The sequence below is a fragment of the Streptomyces sp. NPDC052721 genome, assembly GCF_040678315.1.
GTDB lineage: Bacteria > Actinomycetota > Actinomycetes > Streptomycetales > Streptomycetaceae > Streptomyces.
Genome location: NZ_JBFATL010000032.1, coordinates 31,259 through 47,028 on the forward strand (window position 1 = coordinate 31,259; position 15,770 = coordinate 47,028).

12 protein-coding genes, 1 tRNA gene and 1 pseudogene are annotated in these 15,770 nt (G+C 74.3%); 3 read left to right on the top strand and 11 right to left on the bottom strand.

The window, feature by feature from the left end; all coding sequences use genetic code 11:
• Entirely contained in the window at positions 1-1,014 is a 1,014-nt protein-coding gene (gene selD / locus AB0L21_RS27075) for a selenide, water dikinase SelD (RefSeq protein WP_365706658.1), read from the bottom strand.
• 37 nt (positions 1,015-1,051) lie between these two features.
• Between selD and AB0L21_RS27080 the strand changes: the two genes are divergently transcribed.
• Positions 1,052-1,144 (top strand) — tRNA-Sec (locus AB0L21_RS27080).
• 35 nt (positions 1,145-1,179) lie between these two features.
• Here the strand turns inward: AB0L21_RS27080 and AB0L21_RS27085 are convergent.
• The 3 genes and pseudogenes from AB0L21_RS27085 to selA form a co-directional block, all read right to left on the bottom strand.
• Positions 1,180-2,916, bottom strand: a pseudogene (locus AB0L21_RS27085) (SelB C-terminal domain-containing protein); the annotation flags it as partial.
• On the bottom strand, positions 2,916-3,242 hold the full coding sequence (locus AB0L21_RS27090; RefSeq protein WP_365786958.1) for a hypothetical protein: 327 nt from the start codon (positions 3,240-3,242) through the stop codon (positions 2,916-2,918). The pseudogene AB0L21_RS27085 and the gene AB0L21_RS27090, both read right to left, overlap by 1 nt.
• A 168-nt stretch (positions 3,243-3,410) precedes the next feature.
• On the bottom strand, positions 3,411-4,811 hold the full coding sequence (gene selA, locus AB0L21_RS27095; RefSeq protein WP_365786960.1) for an L-seryl-tRNA(Sec) selenium transferase: 1,401 nt from the start codon (positions 4,809-4,811) through the stop codon (positions 3,411-3,413).
• A gap of 133 nt (positions 4,812-4,944) precedes the next feature.
• On the opposite strand from selA, the gene AB0L21_RS27100 reads away from it, so the two are divergent.
• Entirely contained in the window at positions 4,945-5,295 is a 351-nt protein-coding gene (locus AB0L21_RS27100) for a hypothetical protein (RefSeq protein WP_365706665.1), read from the top strand.
• Positions 5,296-5,352: 57 nt separating this feature from the next.
• On the opposite strand, the gene AB0L21_RS27105 is transcribed toward AB0L21_RS27100, so the two are convergent.
• The 5 genes from AB0L21_RS27105 to AB0L21_RS27125 all read right to left on the bottom strand — a co-directional run bounded on the left by AB0L21_RS27105 (position 5,353) and on the right by AB0L21_RS27125 (position 10,560).
• The gene (locus AB0L21_RS27105; protein ID WP_365706667.1) at positions 5,353-6,366 is read right to left on the bottom strand and encodes an MASE1 domain-containing protein; all 1,014 of its coding nucleotides are present in this window, start codon (positions 6,364-6,366) and stop codon (positions 5,353-5,355) included.
• Between the two features lie 160 nt (positions 6,367-6,526).
• Complete coding sequence (locus AB0L21_RS27110; RefSeq protein ID WP_365706669.1) at positions 6,527-7,357, bottom strand: PP2C family protein-serine/threonine phosphatase; 831 nt, start codon at positions 7,355-7,357, stop codon at positions 6,527-6,529.
• Positions 7,358-7,511: 154 nt separating this feature from the next.
• A complete protein-coding gene (locus AB0L21_RS27115; RefSeq protein WP_365706671.1) occupies positions 7,512-7,832 on the bottom strand; it encodes a hypothetical protein in 321 nt (106 codons plus the stop codon).
• Between the two features lie 451 nt (positions 7,833-8,283).
• Positions 8,284-8,976 carry an alpha/beta hydrolase gene (locus tag AB0L21_RS27120; protein WP_365786962.1) on the bottom strand — a complete coding sequence of 231 codons (693 nt, stop codon included), beginning with the start codon at positions 8,974-8,976 and terminating at the stop codon, positions 8,284-8,286.
• Positions 8,977-9,351: 375 nt separating this feature from the next.
• A complete protein-coding gene (locus AB0L21_RS27125; protein ID WP_365786964.1) occupies positions 9,352-10,560 on the bottom strand; it encodes a hypothetical protein in 1,209 nt (402 codons plus the stop codon).
• 174 nt (positions 10,561-10,734) lie between these two features.
• Here AB0L21_RS27125 and AB0L21_RS27130 point away from each other — a divergent pair, with 174 nt between their 5' ends.
• The gene (locus AB0L21_RS27130; RefSeq protein WP_365786966.1) at positions 10,735-12,186 is read left to right on the top strand and encodes a glyceraldehyde-3-phosphate dehydrogenase; all 1,452 of its coding nucleotides are present in this window, start codon (positions 10,735-10,737) and stop codon (positions 12,184-12,186) included.
• A gap of 76 nt (positions 12,187-12,262) precedes the next feature.
• On the opposite strand, the gene AB0L21_RS27135 is transcribed toward AB0L21_RS27130, so the two are convergent.
• Together AB0L21_RS27135 and AB0L21_RS27140 are read right to left on the bottom strand one after the other, a co-directional pair.
• Positions 12,263-14,212 carry a collagenase gene (locus AB0L21_RS27135; protein WP_365786968.1) on the bottom strand — a complete coding sequence of 650 codons (1,950 nt, stop codon included), beginning with the start codon at positions 14,210-14,212 and terminating at the stop codon, positions 12,263-12,265.
• Between the two features lie 148 nt (positions 14,213-14,360).
• Entirely contained in the window at positions 14,361-15,314 is a 954-nt protein-coding gene (locus AB0L21_RS27140) for a LysR family transcriptional regulator (RefSeq protein WP_365786970.1), read from the bottom strand.
• Positions 15,315-15,770: the final 456 nt, after the last annotated feature.

Genomic DNA, 15,770 nt, shown 5'->3' on the forward strand with positions numbered 1-15,770 from the left:
CTATCTGAGCACGACCGAGTGGGCTCCGCGCGGCACCAGCTCCCCGACCACCGGTGCCCCGGGCACCTCCCCGGCGACGAGCAGCCCGCCGGAGGTCTGGGCGTCGGCGAGCAGCAGCCGGGTGTCCGCGTCGGTGTCCCCGAAGTCGGTGTGCGGCGCGACCCACTCCAGGTTCCGCCGCGTGCCACCGCTGACGTACCCGTCCCGTACGGCCTCCCGGGCACCCTCCAGATACGGCACGGCGGCGGTGTCGACCACGGCCGTGACGCCCGAGGCGCGGGCCAGCTTGTGCAGATGGCCGAGGAAACCGAACCCGGTGACGTCGGTGGCGCACTCGGCGCCGGCGGCCAGCGCGGCCTCGCAGGCCTCCCGGTTCAGGGCCGCCATCGTGGCGACGGCGTGCTCGAACCGCTCGCCGGTGGCCTTGTGGCGGTTGTTCAGGACGCCGATGCCCAGCGGTTTGGTCAGCGACAGCGGCAGCCCGGGCCGGCCGGCGTCGTTGCGCAGCAGCCGCGCCGGATCGGCGATGCCGGTGACGGCCATGCCGTACTTCGGTTCGGGGTCGTCGACGCTGTGCCCGCCGCCGACGTGGCAGCCCGCCTCGGTGGCGGTGTCCAGTCCGCCGCGCAGCACCTCGCGGGCGAGGTCGAACGGAAGCCGGTCGCGGGGCCAGGCGAGCAGGTTGACGGCGAGCACGGGCCGGCCGCCCATGGCGTACACGTCGGACAGGGCGTTGGCGGCGGCGATCCGGCCCCAGTCGTAGGGGTCGTCCACGACCGGGGTGAAGAAGTCGGCCGTGCACACCAGGGCGGTCCCCCGGTGGGTGACCACGGCCGCGTCGTCGCCGGTGGCGAGGCCGACGAGCAGCGGGGTGTCGCCGCCGGCGAGCGGCGGTGCGGTCAGCCCGGCGACCACCTCCTCCAGCTCGCCGGGCGGGATCTTGCAGGCGCAGCCGCCGCCGTGGGCGAACTGTGTGAGCCGTACGGGCGCCTGATGGGCCGGTGTCGTTGTCATACCGGTGGTCTCCTGGGGCAGTAGCCTGACGGGCGGTGGAGGCGTGTGGGTGCCTGGTGGCCCTCCCGGTCTTCAAAACCGAGGTGCCCGAGGATCTCGGGCAGGCAGGTTCGATTCCTGTCCGCCTCCGTTCCCCGCCCCCGTACGGCAGCGCCGGCGCTGGTCGTCGACGCGTTCCGTGTGTCCGCGGGCGTCCAGGAACTCCAGCAGCGGTACGGCCACCCGGCGAGTGGTGTCGAGGGCGCGCCGGGCCTCGCTGAGCGTGAACGGCTGGGGCAACGCGCGCAGGACGGCGGCGGCGTCGGTGTCCGCGCCGGGCAGCAGCACGATCCCGTCGGCGATCCGGAGCAGGGCTCCCGCTGCCGCCGCCGCGGCCACCGCACGGCGGTCGAGGCCCAGTTCGGCGAGCCGCCCGGCCTCGGGGGCGCGGAACGGGGTGCGGGCGAGGTCCCGGCGCAGGGCGTCCACGGCGGCGCGGACGGGCGCGGGCAGGGCGGGTCCGAGGCTGTCGGCGGGATAGAGCCGGCCCCGGCGGGCGTGGATACGGGGCTGGGCCGCGGCCAGCGCGTCGACCAGGGCGCGGTCGGGCAGGCCGAGCAGCCGGCGGGCCGCCTCGGTGGGCAGGCCGGGGTCCAGCGGGCGGGCGCGGGCGTGTTCCAGGACGTGGCCGGCCAGCCGGTCCTTGAGGAGGCTCCAGTGCGCCTCGTCGGCGAGCCAGTCACCGGCGACGGGGTCGCCGGGGGCCGGGACGCCCATCGCCCGCAGGTCGGCGCGGCGGGCGAGCTTGCGGCGGCGCAGTTCGGCGGCGCCGTCCGGACGGCCGGTCATCGTCTCCAGCTCGGCCGCGCGGGCCCGGCCGGCGCCGCGCCGGGTCAGCCGGGGCGGCCGTACGTCGAGGACGGTGACCCCGCAGGGCGGGCGGGTGCCGCCGGGTTCGCGGAGCACCGCGCGGTCGCCGACCCGGAGGGGCAGCCCCCGGCGCAGGGTGAGCCGGGCGGTGTCCGGGCCGAGCGGGCGGACGGTCACCGGCACGGCGGCCGTTCCGATGTGCAGGGTGACATACCGGGGCAGGTCGGCCACCGGCTCCCCGGTGACCCGTACGTCGGCGACCTCGGTGCACAGCCAGCGGTCCGGGGTGAGCAGCACCTGGCCGCGGCCCAGGGTGGTGTCCCCGTGGCCGTGCACGTTGACGGCGACGCGGGCCACCGCGCCGACGGCCGTCCGCTCCTCGTGCAGGCTCTGCAGGCCGCGCACCCGCAGGACGGCCGATCCGTCCGCGGTGACCAGCCGGTCGCCGACGCGCAGGGTGCCCGCGCCGAGGGTGCCGGTCACCACGGTGCCGTGGCCCCGGACGGTGAACGCCCGGTCGAGCCACAGACGTACGTCGGCGTCGGTGTCGGGCGGGGGCAACTCGGCCGCCAGCCGGGCCAGTTCGACGCGCAGGTCGTCCAGGCCGGCCCCGGTGACCGCGCTGACCGCGACCTGGGGCACCTTGCCGAGGGAGGTGCCGGCCAGCCGCTCGACGGCGTCGGCGCGGACCGGCTCGGGGTCGGCGAGGTCGCTGCGGGTCACCGCGAGGACGGCGTGCCGGACGCCGAGCGCGTCGAGGATGACCAGGTGCTCCTGCGACTGGGGCTGCCAGCCCTGGTCGGCGGCGACCACGAACAGCACGGCGGGGACGGGGCCGACACCGGCCAGCATGGTCGGCACGAACCGCTCGTGACCGGGTACGTCGACGAACGCGAGGTGGTCTGGGCCGAGCCGGGTCCACACGAAGCCGAGGTCCAGGGTGAGCCCCCGGCGCCGCTCCTCCTCGTACCGGTCGGGCTCCATCCCGGTGAGGGCCCGGACCAGCGCGGACTTACCGTGATCGACATGCCCGGCGGTGGCGAGAACCCGCATCACGCCTCCTTTTCGGAGGGGGCCGGCATCATGCCGTCGGCCTTGCCCCGGCGGCTCGGCATAGTCCCGCCCACTCCACGGCTCGGCAGCACGCCGTCCACCCCGCCACGCAGGCGCCCCAGCGTGTCACCCACTCCGCCACCGGGGCTCGGCATCGTGCCGCCCACTCCACGGCTCGGCAGCACGCCGTCCAGCCCGCCACGCGAGCGCCGCAGCGTGCCGGCCGTCCTCGCACGCGGACCGCGCAACATGCCGCCCACTCCGAGGCTCGGCAGCACGCCGTCCACCCCGCCACGCAGGCGCCCCAGCGTGCCGGGCGTCCTCACACGCGGACCGCGCATCATGCCCGCCCTTCCACGAGGACCAGCATCACACCGCCCGCCCTTCCACGGGGACCCGTGTGCCGGTCGCCCCTGTGCGCGGACTCGGCATCTGCCGGCACGCCCTCCACCGGGGCCCGCACCGTGCCGCCCGCCCTCCCACGCGTCCCCCCATCACTCCCCCCGCCCTTCCGCAGCGGGCCGCGCCGACCGTACGGCCGCGGCCAACCGGTCGTCGTCCTGCGGCGGTACCGCCCTCAGGTCCAGCAGGCAGCGGCCCGTCTCCAGGCGGCCGACGACCGGGAGGCGGCCGGTGCGCAGCGCCGCGGCGTACGGTTCGGGCAGGGAGAGGGCCGCGCTGGGCAGGGTGACGCCGGGGGCGCCCCCGCCGCCGACCGTCGCGGCGCTCTCGACGGCTTGTACGTCGATCCCGTCGGCGCTCAGCGCGGCGGCGAGCCGGTCGGCGCGGGCCCGGAGCCGGGCCGGGTCGGCGGTGAGGGCGAGGGCGGTCGGGGTGGGCGGGCCGGTGAGGGTGGCCTCCAGGGCGGCCAGGGTCAGCTTGTCGACGCGCAGGGCGCGGGCCAGCGGGTGCCGGGCCAGGGCGCGGACCAGGTCCTCCCGGCCGAGCAGCAGCCCGCACTGGGGTCCGCCGAGCAGTTTGTCGCCGCTCGCGGTGACGAGCGCGGCGCCGGCGCGCAGCTGGGTGTCGGCGTCGGGCTCTTCGGGCAGGGCCGGGTGCGGCGCGAGCAGCCCGGAGCCGATGTCGACGACGACCGGCACGCCGAGGCCGGTGAGGTCGGCGACCTCGGCGGACCGGGTGAAGCCGGTGATCCGGAAGTTGGACGGGTGGACCTTCAGCACGAACCCGGTGTCCGGCCCGATGGCGGCCACGTAGTCGGCGGGGGCCGTGCGGTTGGTCGTACCGACCTCGCGGAGCCGTGCGCCGGTCGAGACGAGCAGGTCGGGCAGGCGGAAGCCGTCGCCGATCTCCACCATCTCGCCCCGGCTGACGACGATCTCCTTGCCGGCCGCGAGGGCGGTGGCGGCGAGGACGAGCGCGGCGGCGCCGTTGTTGACGACGTGCGCGGCGCCGGCGGCCGGCACCCCGGCGCGCAGCGCGGCGAGCGCGGAGCGTCCTCTGCGGGCCCGGGCACCGGTGGCCAGGTCCAGTTCGACGTCCGTGGGACCGGCCGCTTCCTGGACGGCCCGCCGGGCGGCGGCGGACAGCGGGGCCCGGCCGAGGTTGGTGTGCAGCAGCACCCCGGTGGCGTTGAGCACCGGGCGCAGGCCGCTCGCGGTGCCGGGCAGCAGGTCCAGGGCCGTCTGCGGGACCTGTTCCGGCGGGATGCCGCCCGCGCGGGCCCGCTCCTGCGCCTGCCGTACGGCGGCCTTCACCCGGTGCGCGCCGAGCCGTTCCACCGCCTCGGCGAGCCGGGGGTCACGCAGGAGGGTGTCGGTGCGCGGGATGCGGCGGCGTGCGCCGGCCGCGTCCCGCTGCCGGGGCGGGTCCGTGGTCACGGACGTGCCGCGCGTGCCGTCCCCGGCTGCCCTTCCTGGTACCGGCCGCTGTTCCATACCGACCCTGTCCTCCCGGTCCGGCCCTGCGCCCGTACGGACTCGGCCCATCGTCTCCCAGTGCCCCCGGCGGGCCGTCCGACACGCCGGAACGGACGTTGGCGGTGGCCACCGCCCGGGTACTCGGCGCCGCATGAAGGACCATGAGCGCAAGCGACAGGACGAGAACGCGACGGCGGCCGAGCGGGCCGCGCGACGGCAGCGCGAGGCGGACCGCGAGCGCGCCGCGTCCCAGCCGTTCGACTACCCCTACCCGGAGCGCCGGGCGAACGTCCGGGCCCGGCGGCACATCAGCGAGGCGCAGGCCGCCGCGGACACACCGCCGGGGATTCCCGGGGGCTACGGCACGACGGGCGGCGGTCAGCCCGGCGCCACCGGCGCCGCGCACCCGCCGTCCCGCGAGCACCGCGGCACGTCGGCGGGGACGCCGGCCGCGGAGCCGGGCAGTGACGACGAGGGGCCGGTGAACCGCTCCGAGGGCTGAAAAAACAGGCCACGGCGACGAGGGGCCTGCGGCAGGTTCACCGGGGCCGTGGAAGGTTCACGGTGTCCCGGTGGGCCACGGCCGGTCGTCGATGCCGTCGGCCCCCGTCTGCGGCCGGGGCGGCGGCGCCTCGCCCGCGGTGAGGTGTTCCAGCACCTCGACCAGTTCCTGGCAGGCCTTCTCGACCGAGTTCCGGGTGTTGCGCTGCTCGATGATCACCGCGGACAGCAGCAGCGCGGTCAGGGCCATGGCGCCGTTGAAGGCCTGGAGCTTCAGCATGACCTCGATCCGGCTCAGCCCGGCGAACGCGCCGACGCCGTCCGTGGCGGCGACGGTGGCCACCACGGAGGTCGGCAGCGCGCAGAGCACACTGCCCACCAGCTGGAACCGCAGGGCCGCCCAGATGATGAGCGGGTAGACGAGGAAGAGCAGGCTGAGCGAGCTGTGGACGGCCAGCGGTACGAGGGCGCAGACGACGACGGCCAGCGCGGTCGCCTCCTTCCAGCGGCGCAGGGGCAGCGGCCTGCGGGCGCCGCGCAGCAACAGCAGCAGCGGGGTGACCAGCAGGACGCCCATCGCGTCGCCCACCCACCAGGCGAGCCAGACGGGCCAGAAGCTGTGCAGGGGGACGCCGTCCGTGAGCACGAGGATGCCGACGCCGACGGTCGCGCTGATCAGCATGGCGCCCAGCGCGCCCAGAAACACCAGGGCGAGGCCGTCGCGCAGCCTGCTGAGGTCGGTGCGGAAGCCGGCCCGGCGCAGCAGCAGCGCCGCGCACAGGGGTGCGGCGGTGTTCCCGAAGAGGATGCCGAGCACGTCGGGCCCGGGGGTGGTGAGGGACAGGACGGAGAAGAAGGCGCCGAGCGTGATGCCGGGCCAGCAGCGCAGCCCGAGGATGAGCAGCGCGGCGACGGCGACGCCGGTCGGCGGCCAGATGGGGGTGACGACGGCGCCCTCGACGCTCAGCTGGCGCATCAGACCGAGCCGGGCCGCCGCGTAGTAGCAGGCGGCGACGGCCAGCAGCTGGACGGCGCGGCCACCCGGTCGGCGCAGCTCCTCGATACCCACCACAGCAGTAATCTCACACCGATGGCCGCCGGTCGGCGAGGCGAGGCGGGCGGCGGTCCGGCCCGGTGGCCGACGGCAGCCGCGTACGGAACGGCTCAGGAGCGGGTACGGACCGCTCAAGCCCCGGGTACCGGACCGTTCAAGCCCCCGGGTGCCGGACCGCTCAGGCGGGGGCGGCGGGGCCGTCCAGGCCCACGACCAGAACAGCGGCGTCGTCCTCGTGTCCGACGCTCTCGGCACCCTTGATCACGGCCGCGGCGAGCGCGCGGGCCTCGAGGCCGGCGACGGCGGCGATACCGGCGAGCCGTACCACCTGGTCGAGGCCGTCCTCGATGTTCAGCGACGGCCCCTCGACGACACCGTCGGTGAGCAGGACGAAGACCCCGCCGGTGGTGAGCCGGTGCCGGGTGACCGGGAACTCGATGCCGTGTTCGATACCCAGCGGCGGTCCGCCCTCGTCGTCGACGACGCCGGACTTCCCGTCCGCGGTGGCCCAGACGAAGGGGATGTGACCGGCCCGGGCGCTCTCCAGCACCCCGGTGCCCGGGTCGAGCCGCATGAAGGTGCAGGTGGCGAACAGGTCGCTGCCCAGGGAGAGCAGCAGGTCGTTGGTGCGGGCCAGCAGTTCCCCGGGGTCGCCGGTGACCGAGGCGAGCGCCCGCAGTCCGGCCCTGACCTGGCCCATGAAGGCCGCGGCCTCGATGTTGTGGCCCTGTACGTCGCCGATGGACAGCCCGATCCGGCCGTCCGGCAGGGTGAAGGCGTCGTACCAGTCGCCGCCCACGTTGAGACCGAGGTTGGCGGGGGTGTACCGCACCGCGAGATGGAGGCCGGGCGCGGCCGGCAGGTCCCGGGGGAGCATGCCGCGCTGCAGGGCGACGGCCAGTTCGACCTGGGTGCGTTGCAGCTCCGCGCGCCGGCGCGCCTGGGCGGTGAGCGAACCGAGTCTGGCCAGCAGCTCGTCGCCTTCGTCCGTGGTGCGCTTGCGGGGCATCGATCACTTCCGGCGGGGCGGGTGACCCTCGGCGGGCCGGGCGCCTGAATTATCGGCAAACGTCTAGATTTTACCTAAATAGGATGATCGCGCCCCAGCGATGGCCGGCCGGGCCCGGACCCCGGCCCGCCGGATGTCCCGGTCGTGCTCGCGGTCAGCGGACCTCGGAGTCGATGCCGGTGATCAGCGCGGGCCCGAGCGGTGCGCTCCGCTCGTCCAGCCCCGCCTCCTGGAGCGCGGAGTCCGCGAGCCTGCGGGCCTCCTCCTCGGCGTGCCGGCCGGTGTCCGCCTCCACGGTCAGGCGCAGGGTGAAGGTGTTGTCCTCGTTGACGCTGAGCGCGTCGAGGTCCTCGGCGGTGCCCATGTGTGTGCCGTGCGGATCGGCGGGCCGGAGCGCCCGGGCCAGCCGGGTGCGCGTGTCTGCCTCGATCCCGGTGGTGAAGGTGCCGGGGACGCTGATCACGTACGTCGTCATGAGACGGTCCTTTCCTCGGGCGTTCCCCGTCTACCCCGATTCGCGGGCTTCGCACAGCGGACAGCGGGGCGCCGTCCGGGCCCCTGACGTGCCCCGGGCCGGCTCCGGGACCCGCGCGGCAGGGGTCGGAGAGCACGGCTGCGGCCCCTCGGTCCGCCTCTGCCCCGTCCCCGCCCGACGAAGGGCTCGCCCATGTCAGGGAAGGCCGCACCCATGCGCCTGTGCCGTCCGCCCGCCGCCGCACTCGGCCGTCTCGCCCTCGCTCTGACCATCAGGGTTCCGCGCTCGCCGGCGACGGCACGTTCGTCTGGTCGGGCCCCAGGGCGGGGCGCGGGGATCGGCGCTGCGGCACGCCCCCGGCCGGTGGGCGCCCGGCAACGCCCGCTTCGCCGGCGGCCTTCCACCCCGCCGACCGTCCGCCACGGCCCGTCCCCGGGGGCCTGATTCCCCCTCAGATCCAGCCGTCGAGCGCGCCCATGAAGCCGTCGAAGTCGTCCCGGTAGACACAGTGCCCGGCCCCCTCGACCGTCCGGACCTCGAAGCCCCGTCGCACCAGCTCCTCGTCCAGACCGGGCCGTACGAGTTCGCCGGCGCCGGCCAGCACCACCAGGGAGGGCACCACCGGGCGTGCCGGTGTCCGGCCGACCGCGTAGATGTCCGGGAGGACACGAGCCGTGGCGGGGTCCCAGTCGGCGAGCGTGGCCAGTTCCACGTCCACGTCGGCTTCGTCCCAGCGCGGGTTGAGGCTCTTGATCATCGCGCGGTTCGCGGACTTGAAGGCGGCGAAGTACGCGGACGCCTCGACCAGTTTCCGGCGTATGTCCCAGGCCGGATCGCAGTACACGGCCCGGGCGGGCGCCAGCCGTTCGACGGCGCCGGCCAGGGCCAGGGCCCCGAGCGAGTGACCGATCGCCAGTTCCGGCCGCTCGGGGAGGGTGTCGACGAGGTCGCCCGCCCAGGTCTCGGGGCTGTACTCGCCCCGGCCGCTCGCGCCGTGCCCGCGCAGGTCCACCCCGATGACCCGGTATCCCTTGCCGGCGAGGACCGGCGCGACCCGGTGCCAGGTGCGGTGGTCGGACATGATTCCGTGTACGAGGACGGCGATCCGGTCGCCGGTCCCCCACTCGTGCGTGTGCAGCCTCATCGGCGCTCCCACCCCCGTCGTACTCCGGCTGATCATGACATCGCGGCCGGTGCCGGTTCCACACCCGGCGGACGGCCGGCGCCCATCGTCCCGCGCGTGACGCGGAAAACCGGGTGGCGCGCGTCCGTGTCGGCGCGTCAGCGTGCCGGCCTGTCCAGCCCCGAGACGTCCGGACGGCAGCCACCGGCCGTCCGGTGGCTTTCCTCGCGTCGCCTCCGCGCGCTCAGCGCCGGCTCTCTCCGCGCTCAGCGTCGGGCTTCTCGCCCGGGCCTCGCTCCCCGGTGTGGGTCAGCGCGCTGCTGACGGCCCTCGCGGGCCCGGTCGGCCGGCGCGCCGCGCCACGGCGGGAACAGCTCGCGGGATCCCGCCGGTGGCTCACAGCGGGGAGTGGGCCACCGCCGTCACATAGGCGCCGAACAGCAGGGAGACGAGGGTGAGGGCGCCGTAGACGACCATCGCCGCCGGCGGGCGCAGCCACCAGGTGCGGGCGAGTGCGCGTGCCATCGGGACGAGCAGCGGGAAGGCCGGCAGCAGGAACCGCGGCTTGGAGGAGAAGGAGCCGGAGCCGCCGACCACGAGCAGGACCAGGACTCCGGAGAAGACCACCAGGGCCAGCGGGGGGCGGTCCAGGCAGAGGAGGGTGAACAGCAGGACGCCCGACGCGACGATCAGGAGGGCCGCCGGGTAGACGACGCCCCCGCCGTACAGGAACAGGGCCTTGAGGAAGCGCACGGAGCCGGCGCCGAAGTCGAAGCGGGAGTCCCAGGCGCGCTGGACGGTGAAGTAGCCGCCGAGGAGGTCTCCCGTACGGCTCCCCACCCACAGCACATAGGCCAGCCAGCCCAGGGGGGCCAGGAGCGCCCCGGCCCACAGCCGCGCCGGGACCCGCCCGCGCTGCCGCAGCGCCTGGTACCCGGCGGTGAGGGCGACGGCCGCCGCCACCGCGAATCCGCTGGGCCGCGCCAGGCCCGCCAGCGCGGCCAGCGCTCCGGCCCACAGCCAGCGGCCCCTGAGCACGCAGTACAGCGCCCACGCGGCGAGTGCGGCGAACAGCGACTCGGTGTAGGCGATGGTCAGTTCGACGGCGTGCGGCAGGGCGGCCCACAGGGCGACGAGCGTGGTGGCGACGCCCCGGCCGTACAGGTGGTGGCCGACGAGGTAGATGCCGTACGCGGCCACGCCCGCGGCCGTCCAGGCGACGAGGAGGGCGGACCGGCCCGGGGTGAGCGGCGGGACGGCGGTGAGCGCTCGGATGAGCGCGGGGTAGAGGGGAAAGAACGCCCAGTCGGTCTGGACGGCGCCCTGCGGGGAGATCCAGACGAGGTGGCCGTAGCCGTGGGTGGCGATGTGCAGGTACCAGCGGGAGTCCCAGGAGTGGGCCAGGTTCCTGACCAGCGGATGTCCTCGGAGTTCGTTCGTGAGGATCACCGTGAGGATCCCGGCGAGCCGGACGGCCGCGAACAGGGCGAGCGCCGACAGGACGCCCTGCGGCCGGCCGGGCCCGGCCGGCCGGGGCAGCCGGGGGCGCCTCAGGGGTCCGGAGGGGGCCGTCGGTTCGGGCCGGGGGACGGAGGAGGTGCTCACGGCGTCGACCTTGGGCACGCCGGTGGGGAGGTGCAACGCGCGACCCGGGTTTCCGCCACCCCTCCCCCGGTTTTCACGCGTCCGGACGCGTCGCCGGCCTCGCTCACCCCCTCCAAAGGGACCACAAGGCGTGTGGTTATCATATGAGCGCTGCCTAGCTCGAAAGATGGATCTGTGACTGTCAACGACGACTCGTTCACCAACTGGAAGATCCGCGAGGAGATCGCGGAGTCGATGATCCCGCTCATCGGGAAGCTGCACCGCGAGCGGGACGTGACCGTCCTGCTGCACAGCCGCTCCCTGGTGAACAAGTCGGTGGTCAGCATCCTGAAGACGCACCGCTTCGCCCGGCAGATCGCCGGCGCCGAGCTGTCGGTCACCGAGACCATGCCCTTCCTGCAGGCCCTGACCGCCCTCGACCTCGGGCCGTCGCAGATCGACCTCGGCATGCTGGCCACCACCTACCAGGCCGACGACCGCGGCCTGAGCGTGGCGGAGTTCACCGCCGAGGCGGTCGTCGGCGCCACCGGCGCCAACAAGATCGAGCGCCGCGAGCCGCGCGACGTCGTCCTGTACGGCTTCGGCCGCATCGGCCGCCTCGTCGCCCGTCTGCTGATCGAGAAGGCCGGCTCCGGCAACGGCCTGCGCCTGCGCGCCATCGTCGTGCGCGGCGGCGGCCGGGCCGCCGAAGACCTCGTCAAGCGCGCCTCGCTGCTGCGCCGCGACTCCATCCACGGCCAGTTCCAGGGCACGATCACCGTGGACGAGGACAGCAGCACGATCGTCGCCAACGGCAACGCCATCAAGGTGATCTACGCCGACGACCCGTCGCACGTGGACTACACCGAGTACGGCATCCGGGACGCCATCCTCATCGACAACACCGGCAAGTGGCGCGACCGGGAGGGCCTGTCCCAGCACCTGCGCCCCGGCATCGAGAAGGTCGTGCTGACCGCGCCGGGCAAGGGTGACGTCCCGAACATCGTGCACGGCGTCAACCACGACACCATCAAGCCGGACGAGCAGATCCTGTCCTGCGCCTCCTGCACCACCAACGCGATCGTCCCGCCGCTGAAGGCCATGGACGACGAGTACGGCGTGCTGCGCGGCCACGTGGAGACCGTCCACTCGTTCACCAACGACCAGAACCTGCTGGACAACTACCACAAGTCCGAGCGCCGGGGCCGCTCCGCGCCGCTCAACATGGTCATCACCGAGACCGGCGCCGCCTCCGCCGTCGCCAAGGCGCTGCCGGACCTCAAGGCGAAGATCAGCGGCAGCTCGATCCGCGTCCCGGTGCCGGACGTGTCGATCGCGATCCTCAACCTCCAGCTGGCCCGCGAGACCACCCGCGAGGAGGTCCACGACTACCTGCGCGAGGTCTCGCTGACCTCGCCGCTCAAGCGGCAGATCGACTTCATCACGGCGCCCGACGCGGTCTCCAGCGACTTCATCGGCTCGCGCCACGCCTCGATCGTGGACGCCGGCGCGCTGAAGGTGGACGGCGACAACGCGATCCTCTACCTCTGGTACGACAACGAGTTCGGCTACTCCTGCCAGGTCGTCCGGGTCGTCCAGCACGTGTCGGGCGTGGAGTACCCGACGTACCCGGCGCCGGCGGTCTGATCTGCCGGGCCGTGAGTACGCGTACGGCCGCCGACCGGGGTTTCCGGTCGGCGGCCGTTCTGCTGGGCGTGTGCGCTCAGGCCGCCGCGGGCCTGCCGCACGCGCCCGCGGCGCACGCCGTCAGCCACTGGTCGAAGTCGGCGTCGTAGCGGGTGCCGATGCCGTCGTGGTAGACGGCGTATCCGCCGGCGTAGTCACCGACGCGGAAGCGGGCGAGCATGCGCTGGACGTCGTCGGGGTGCCGCTCGGTCATGTAGCGCACGGCGAGGTAGCCCCACGGGTAGGTGCGGGTCACATCGCTGTTGTCGTAGGTGTTCTCGAACAGGGTGCTCAAGCGGTACGTGTGCCTGCCGGCCTCCTGGACCGCCTGGTCGTCGGAGAGGCCGCGGTAGCCGTAGGAGACGTACTCGGCGATGCCCTCGATCCACCACACGTCCGGCACGGAGATCTGCCGGGCGAAGTCGCCCTTCATGTCGTCGCGGGCGTCCAGGAAGTGCGTGTACTCGTGGTTGAGGTTCCAGATCCGGGCCGGGAAGCCGTCGTCGTGGTTCTTCTGGTACATGATCGACATCGGCTGGTTGGCCGGGTCCGAGGGGTCGCCGCCCAGCGTCATGCCGCCGTTGTCGGTGCTGATGCCGTACATCGCGCCGGCGTACGTCTGATAGTCGGCACGGCTCGCGAAGACCACGAGCTGGACCGTGGAGGCGTACTGGCCGGGTATCGCGCCGTCGGCCTTCACGACCGAACGGAACCAGGCGTCCTGGCGTAGCACACTGGCGCAGGCGGCGTCGAGGTCGGCGGCGGTGAGCGCCTGGGCGCGGACGGTGACGTTCGCGTCGCAGTGCCGCGTGCCGCGCAGGACCGCCTTGTCGAGCTTCTCCGGCAGGTCGCAGACGCCGTAATAGGCGCAGTCGGCCTGATCGTAGGAGCTTGTCTGGGTGGCCACGGCCACCCAGAGCCCGGCCGTCGGGCCGGTGATCTCCGTCCGGTCCAGCAGGTCCTTGGCCAACGGGCGGACGGTGTCCCGCAGTTCGGGGTGCTCGGTGTAACGGGCCAGGTTCATCCCGGCGTTGGAGTCCAGGAAGGCCAGGTCGGTGCCGAGCTGGTCGGTGTTGGCCAGCGCGAAGTCGTACAGGGTGTCGGCGATGCGCGGGTCGGCCTCGACCGCCCGCACGTACCGCGGGTTCCAGTTGCCGCGCCACAGCGGTGTGTAGACGTCGTTGACGGCCCTGATCATGCTGCCGATCGCGTCGTAGGAGCTGTCGTAGTCGTTCAGCAGCCGCCGGTAGACGTACAGGTAACGGCCTTGCTGGTCGGCACTGTCGGTGAGGATGACGGTCTCGCCGAGGATGTCGCCGTTGGCCGCCGTGACGTCACGGGAGTGGGAGCGCGCGAAGAAGGTGTCCATGCCGCTCGTGACGGCGGTGGTGAGGCGGGAGGTGTACGCGCCCACGTCCCCGGGGTGGTTGAACTGCACGTAGTAGCCGGCGCGCAGGAAGAGGACCAGTTGCAGCAGGCTGCCGGAGTTGTCGCCGCGGTACTGCCCGGCGGCGCGGGTGAACGCGTTGGCGACGGTCAGCATCTGGGCCTGGCGGAAGATGTCGCGCGCGTCCGTGCCGGTGACCGGGAAGAGGGTGTTGAGGCAGTCCGGGGACGCGGCCCTGACATAGGAGACGAGGGCGGAGCCGGTACGGCTGCCGAAGTCGGCCGGGGTGCAGGAGGCCGCCTTCGGCGCGCGCCGTCCGGCGTGCCGTGTGAACGTGGGCCGTTGTGGCGGCAGTTGGACCGGGCTGAGCCGCTGGGCCTGGGTCGCGGGGCGCTCGGTCGCGGCGGTGGACGCGGCGGCGGGCGACGGCACGGAGGGGTGTGCGCGGGGCGCGGCGGCCGGGGCGGTGTGCGGCCGGGGCGCGGCGATTGCCGGGGTGGACAGCAGCCCGGCGAGGGTGACGCAGACAGCGGCGGCGCCGGCGATGCGGCCGACCGTGCTTCTCGGCACGCGTCCGGGCAGCGCGAAGCGATAGCGCATCGGGATTCCTCCACGAAGGGATGCGCCTCTGTGGGGTGTTGAGGCGTGTGAGGCACTGTCTCAGCGCACCGCGCACCCCAACAATGGCGTGTGACATAGCACATGGCACTGGCCGCTCATAACATCGCGGCGCACTCGTGACCTGCCGTTACGCCCCGGCGACGCTCCAGGTGCGCGAGGCCCAGGTACGCAGGTGCGGGGCCTGGGCGACAAGATCGCGGTACGCGTCCGTGGCGGACCGGAACACCGTCTCCACGACGTCGTCGGTGACGGCGTCCGGCCGCCAGGCCAGCACATAACGGCACCACAGCGGGGAGCCCACCAGCGGTTTGACCGAGACGTGCGGGATCGGCCGCAGCGTCGGCTGCACCAGGGACACCCCGAGACCGTCGGCGATCATGCTCTGCAGCTGGGTCTGGTCGCCGAGCCACTCGTGGACGGTCACCGGGGTGAACCCGGCCGCGGCGCAGGCCTCGTAGAACACCCCCGGCCAGCCCGCGCCGTCGTCCGGGGTCACGAACCAGGCGTCCTCGGCGAGGTCGGCGAGCTGCACCTGGGCGCTCTGCCGGAGCCGGTGGCGGGCGGGCAGGGCGACGAAGGTGGGCTCGGTGACGATGCCGCGGTGCCGTACGGCGGTCGAGTGCCGTAGTTCCATGCCCGGGTAGTCGGCGGCGATGGCGGCGTCCACCGCGCCCTCCTCCAGCAGCTCGACGATCCGCGAGGACGCGTAGACGCTGGTGACCGAGAGGGAGAGTTCCGGCAGCCGCGCACGGACCCGGGAGACCGTGCCGGACAGCATGGGCGAGTTCGTCGCGGCCACGCGCAGGGTGCGGCGGGGGCGGGCGGAGGGCGGGCGGTGCCCGATCGCGGCGGCCCGCGCCAGGACGTCCCGGGCCTGCTCGACGACCTCGGCGCCGTACCGGGTCGGCCGGACCCCGCCAGGCCCGCGCTCGAAGAGCGGCTCGCCCAGGTGGCGTTCGATGCGCCGGAGCTGGGTGCTCACGGCAGGCTGCGAGTAGCCCAGCTGTGCGGCGGCACGGCCCACGCTGCCCGCGTCGGCGATCGCGCACAGCACCCGCAGATGCCGCAACTCCAACTCCATCGCTCCACTCCCCGCCCATTCCGGCCCCCGGTGCACTCGCGTGCCGGGTCCGGCCACGCCGGTCTGCCACAGCCGTCGCCGACCGTACGCGCGACCGGCGGACCGAAGCGTTCCATTGTGCCCTCCCGGGCACAAGCCACCGGTCCGCCAGGGCACGGATGCCTGCCGGCGGCGAAGCCCCGGGCGCGGCCCACTCCACGTCCACCGGAGCGCGCCCCCAGCCCTCCCCCGTGCGTGCCTGGACCGAGAGGCGGCTCACCCTCCGGCGCGCCCGGCGTCCGGGGCCACGGTCGGCCTCGACGTCCCGCACACGCCGGCAGGGTTCCGCGCCCGGCGGACACGGCGGAACCGGCGGCTGGTCCAGGCCCGCACCGGTTCCTCCGCACGGCGCCGGTCCTCACCCGAGGCGCGCAGCCGTCTGTGGCCGTACCGGGACCATCGGCCTCGCGGTCCCGG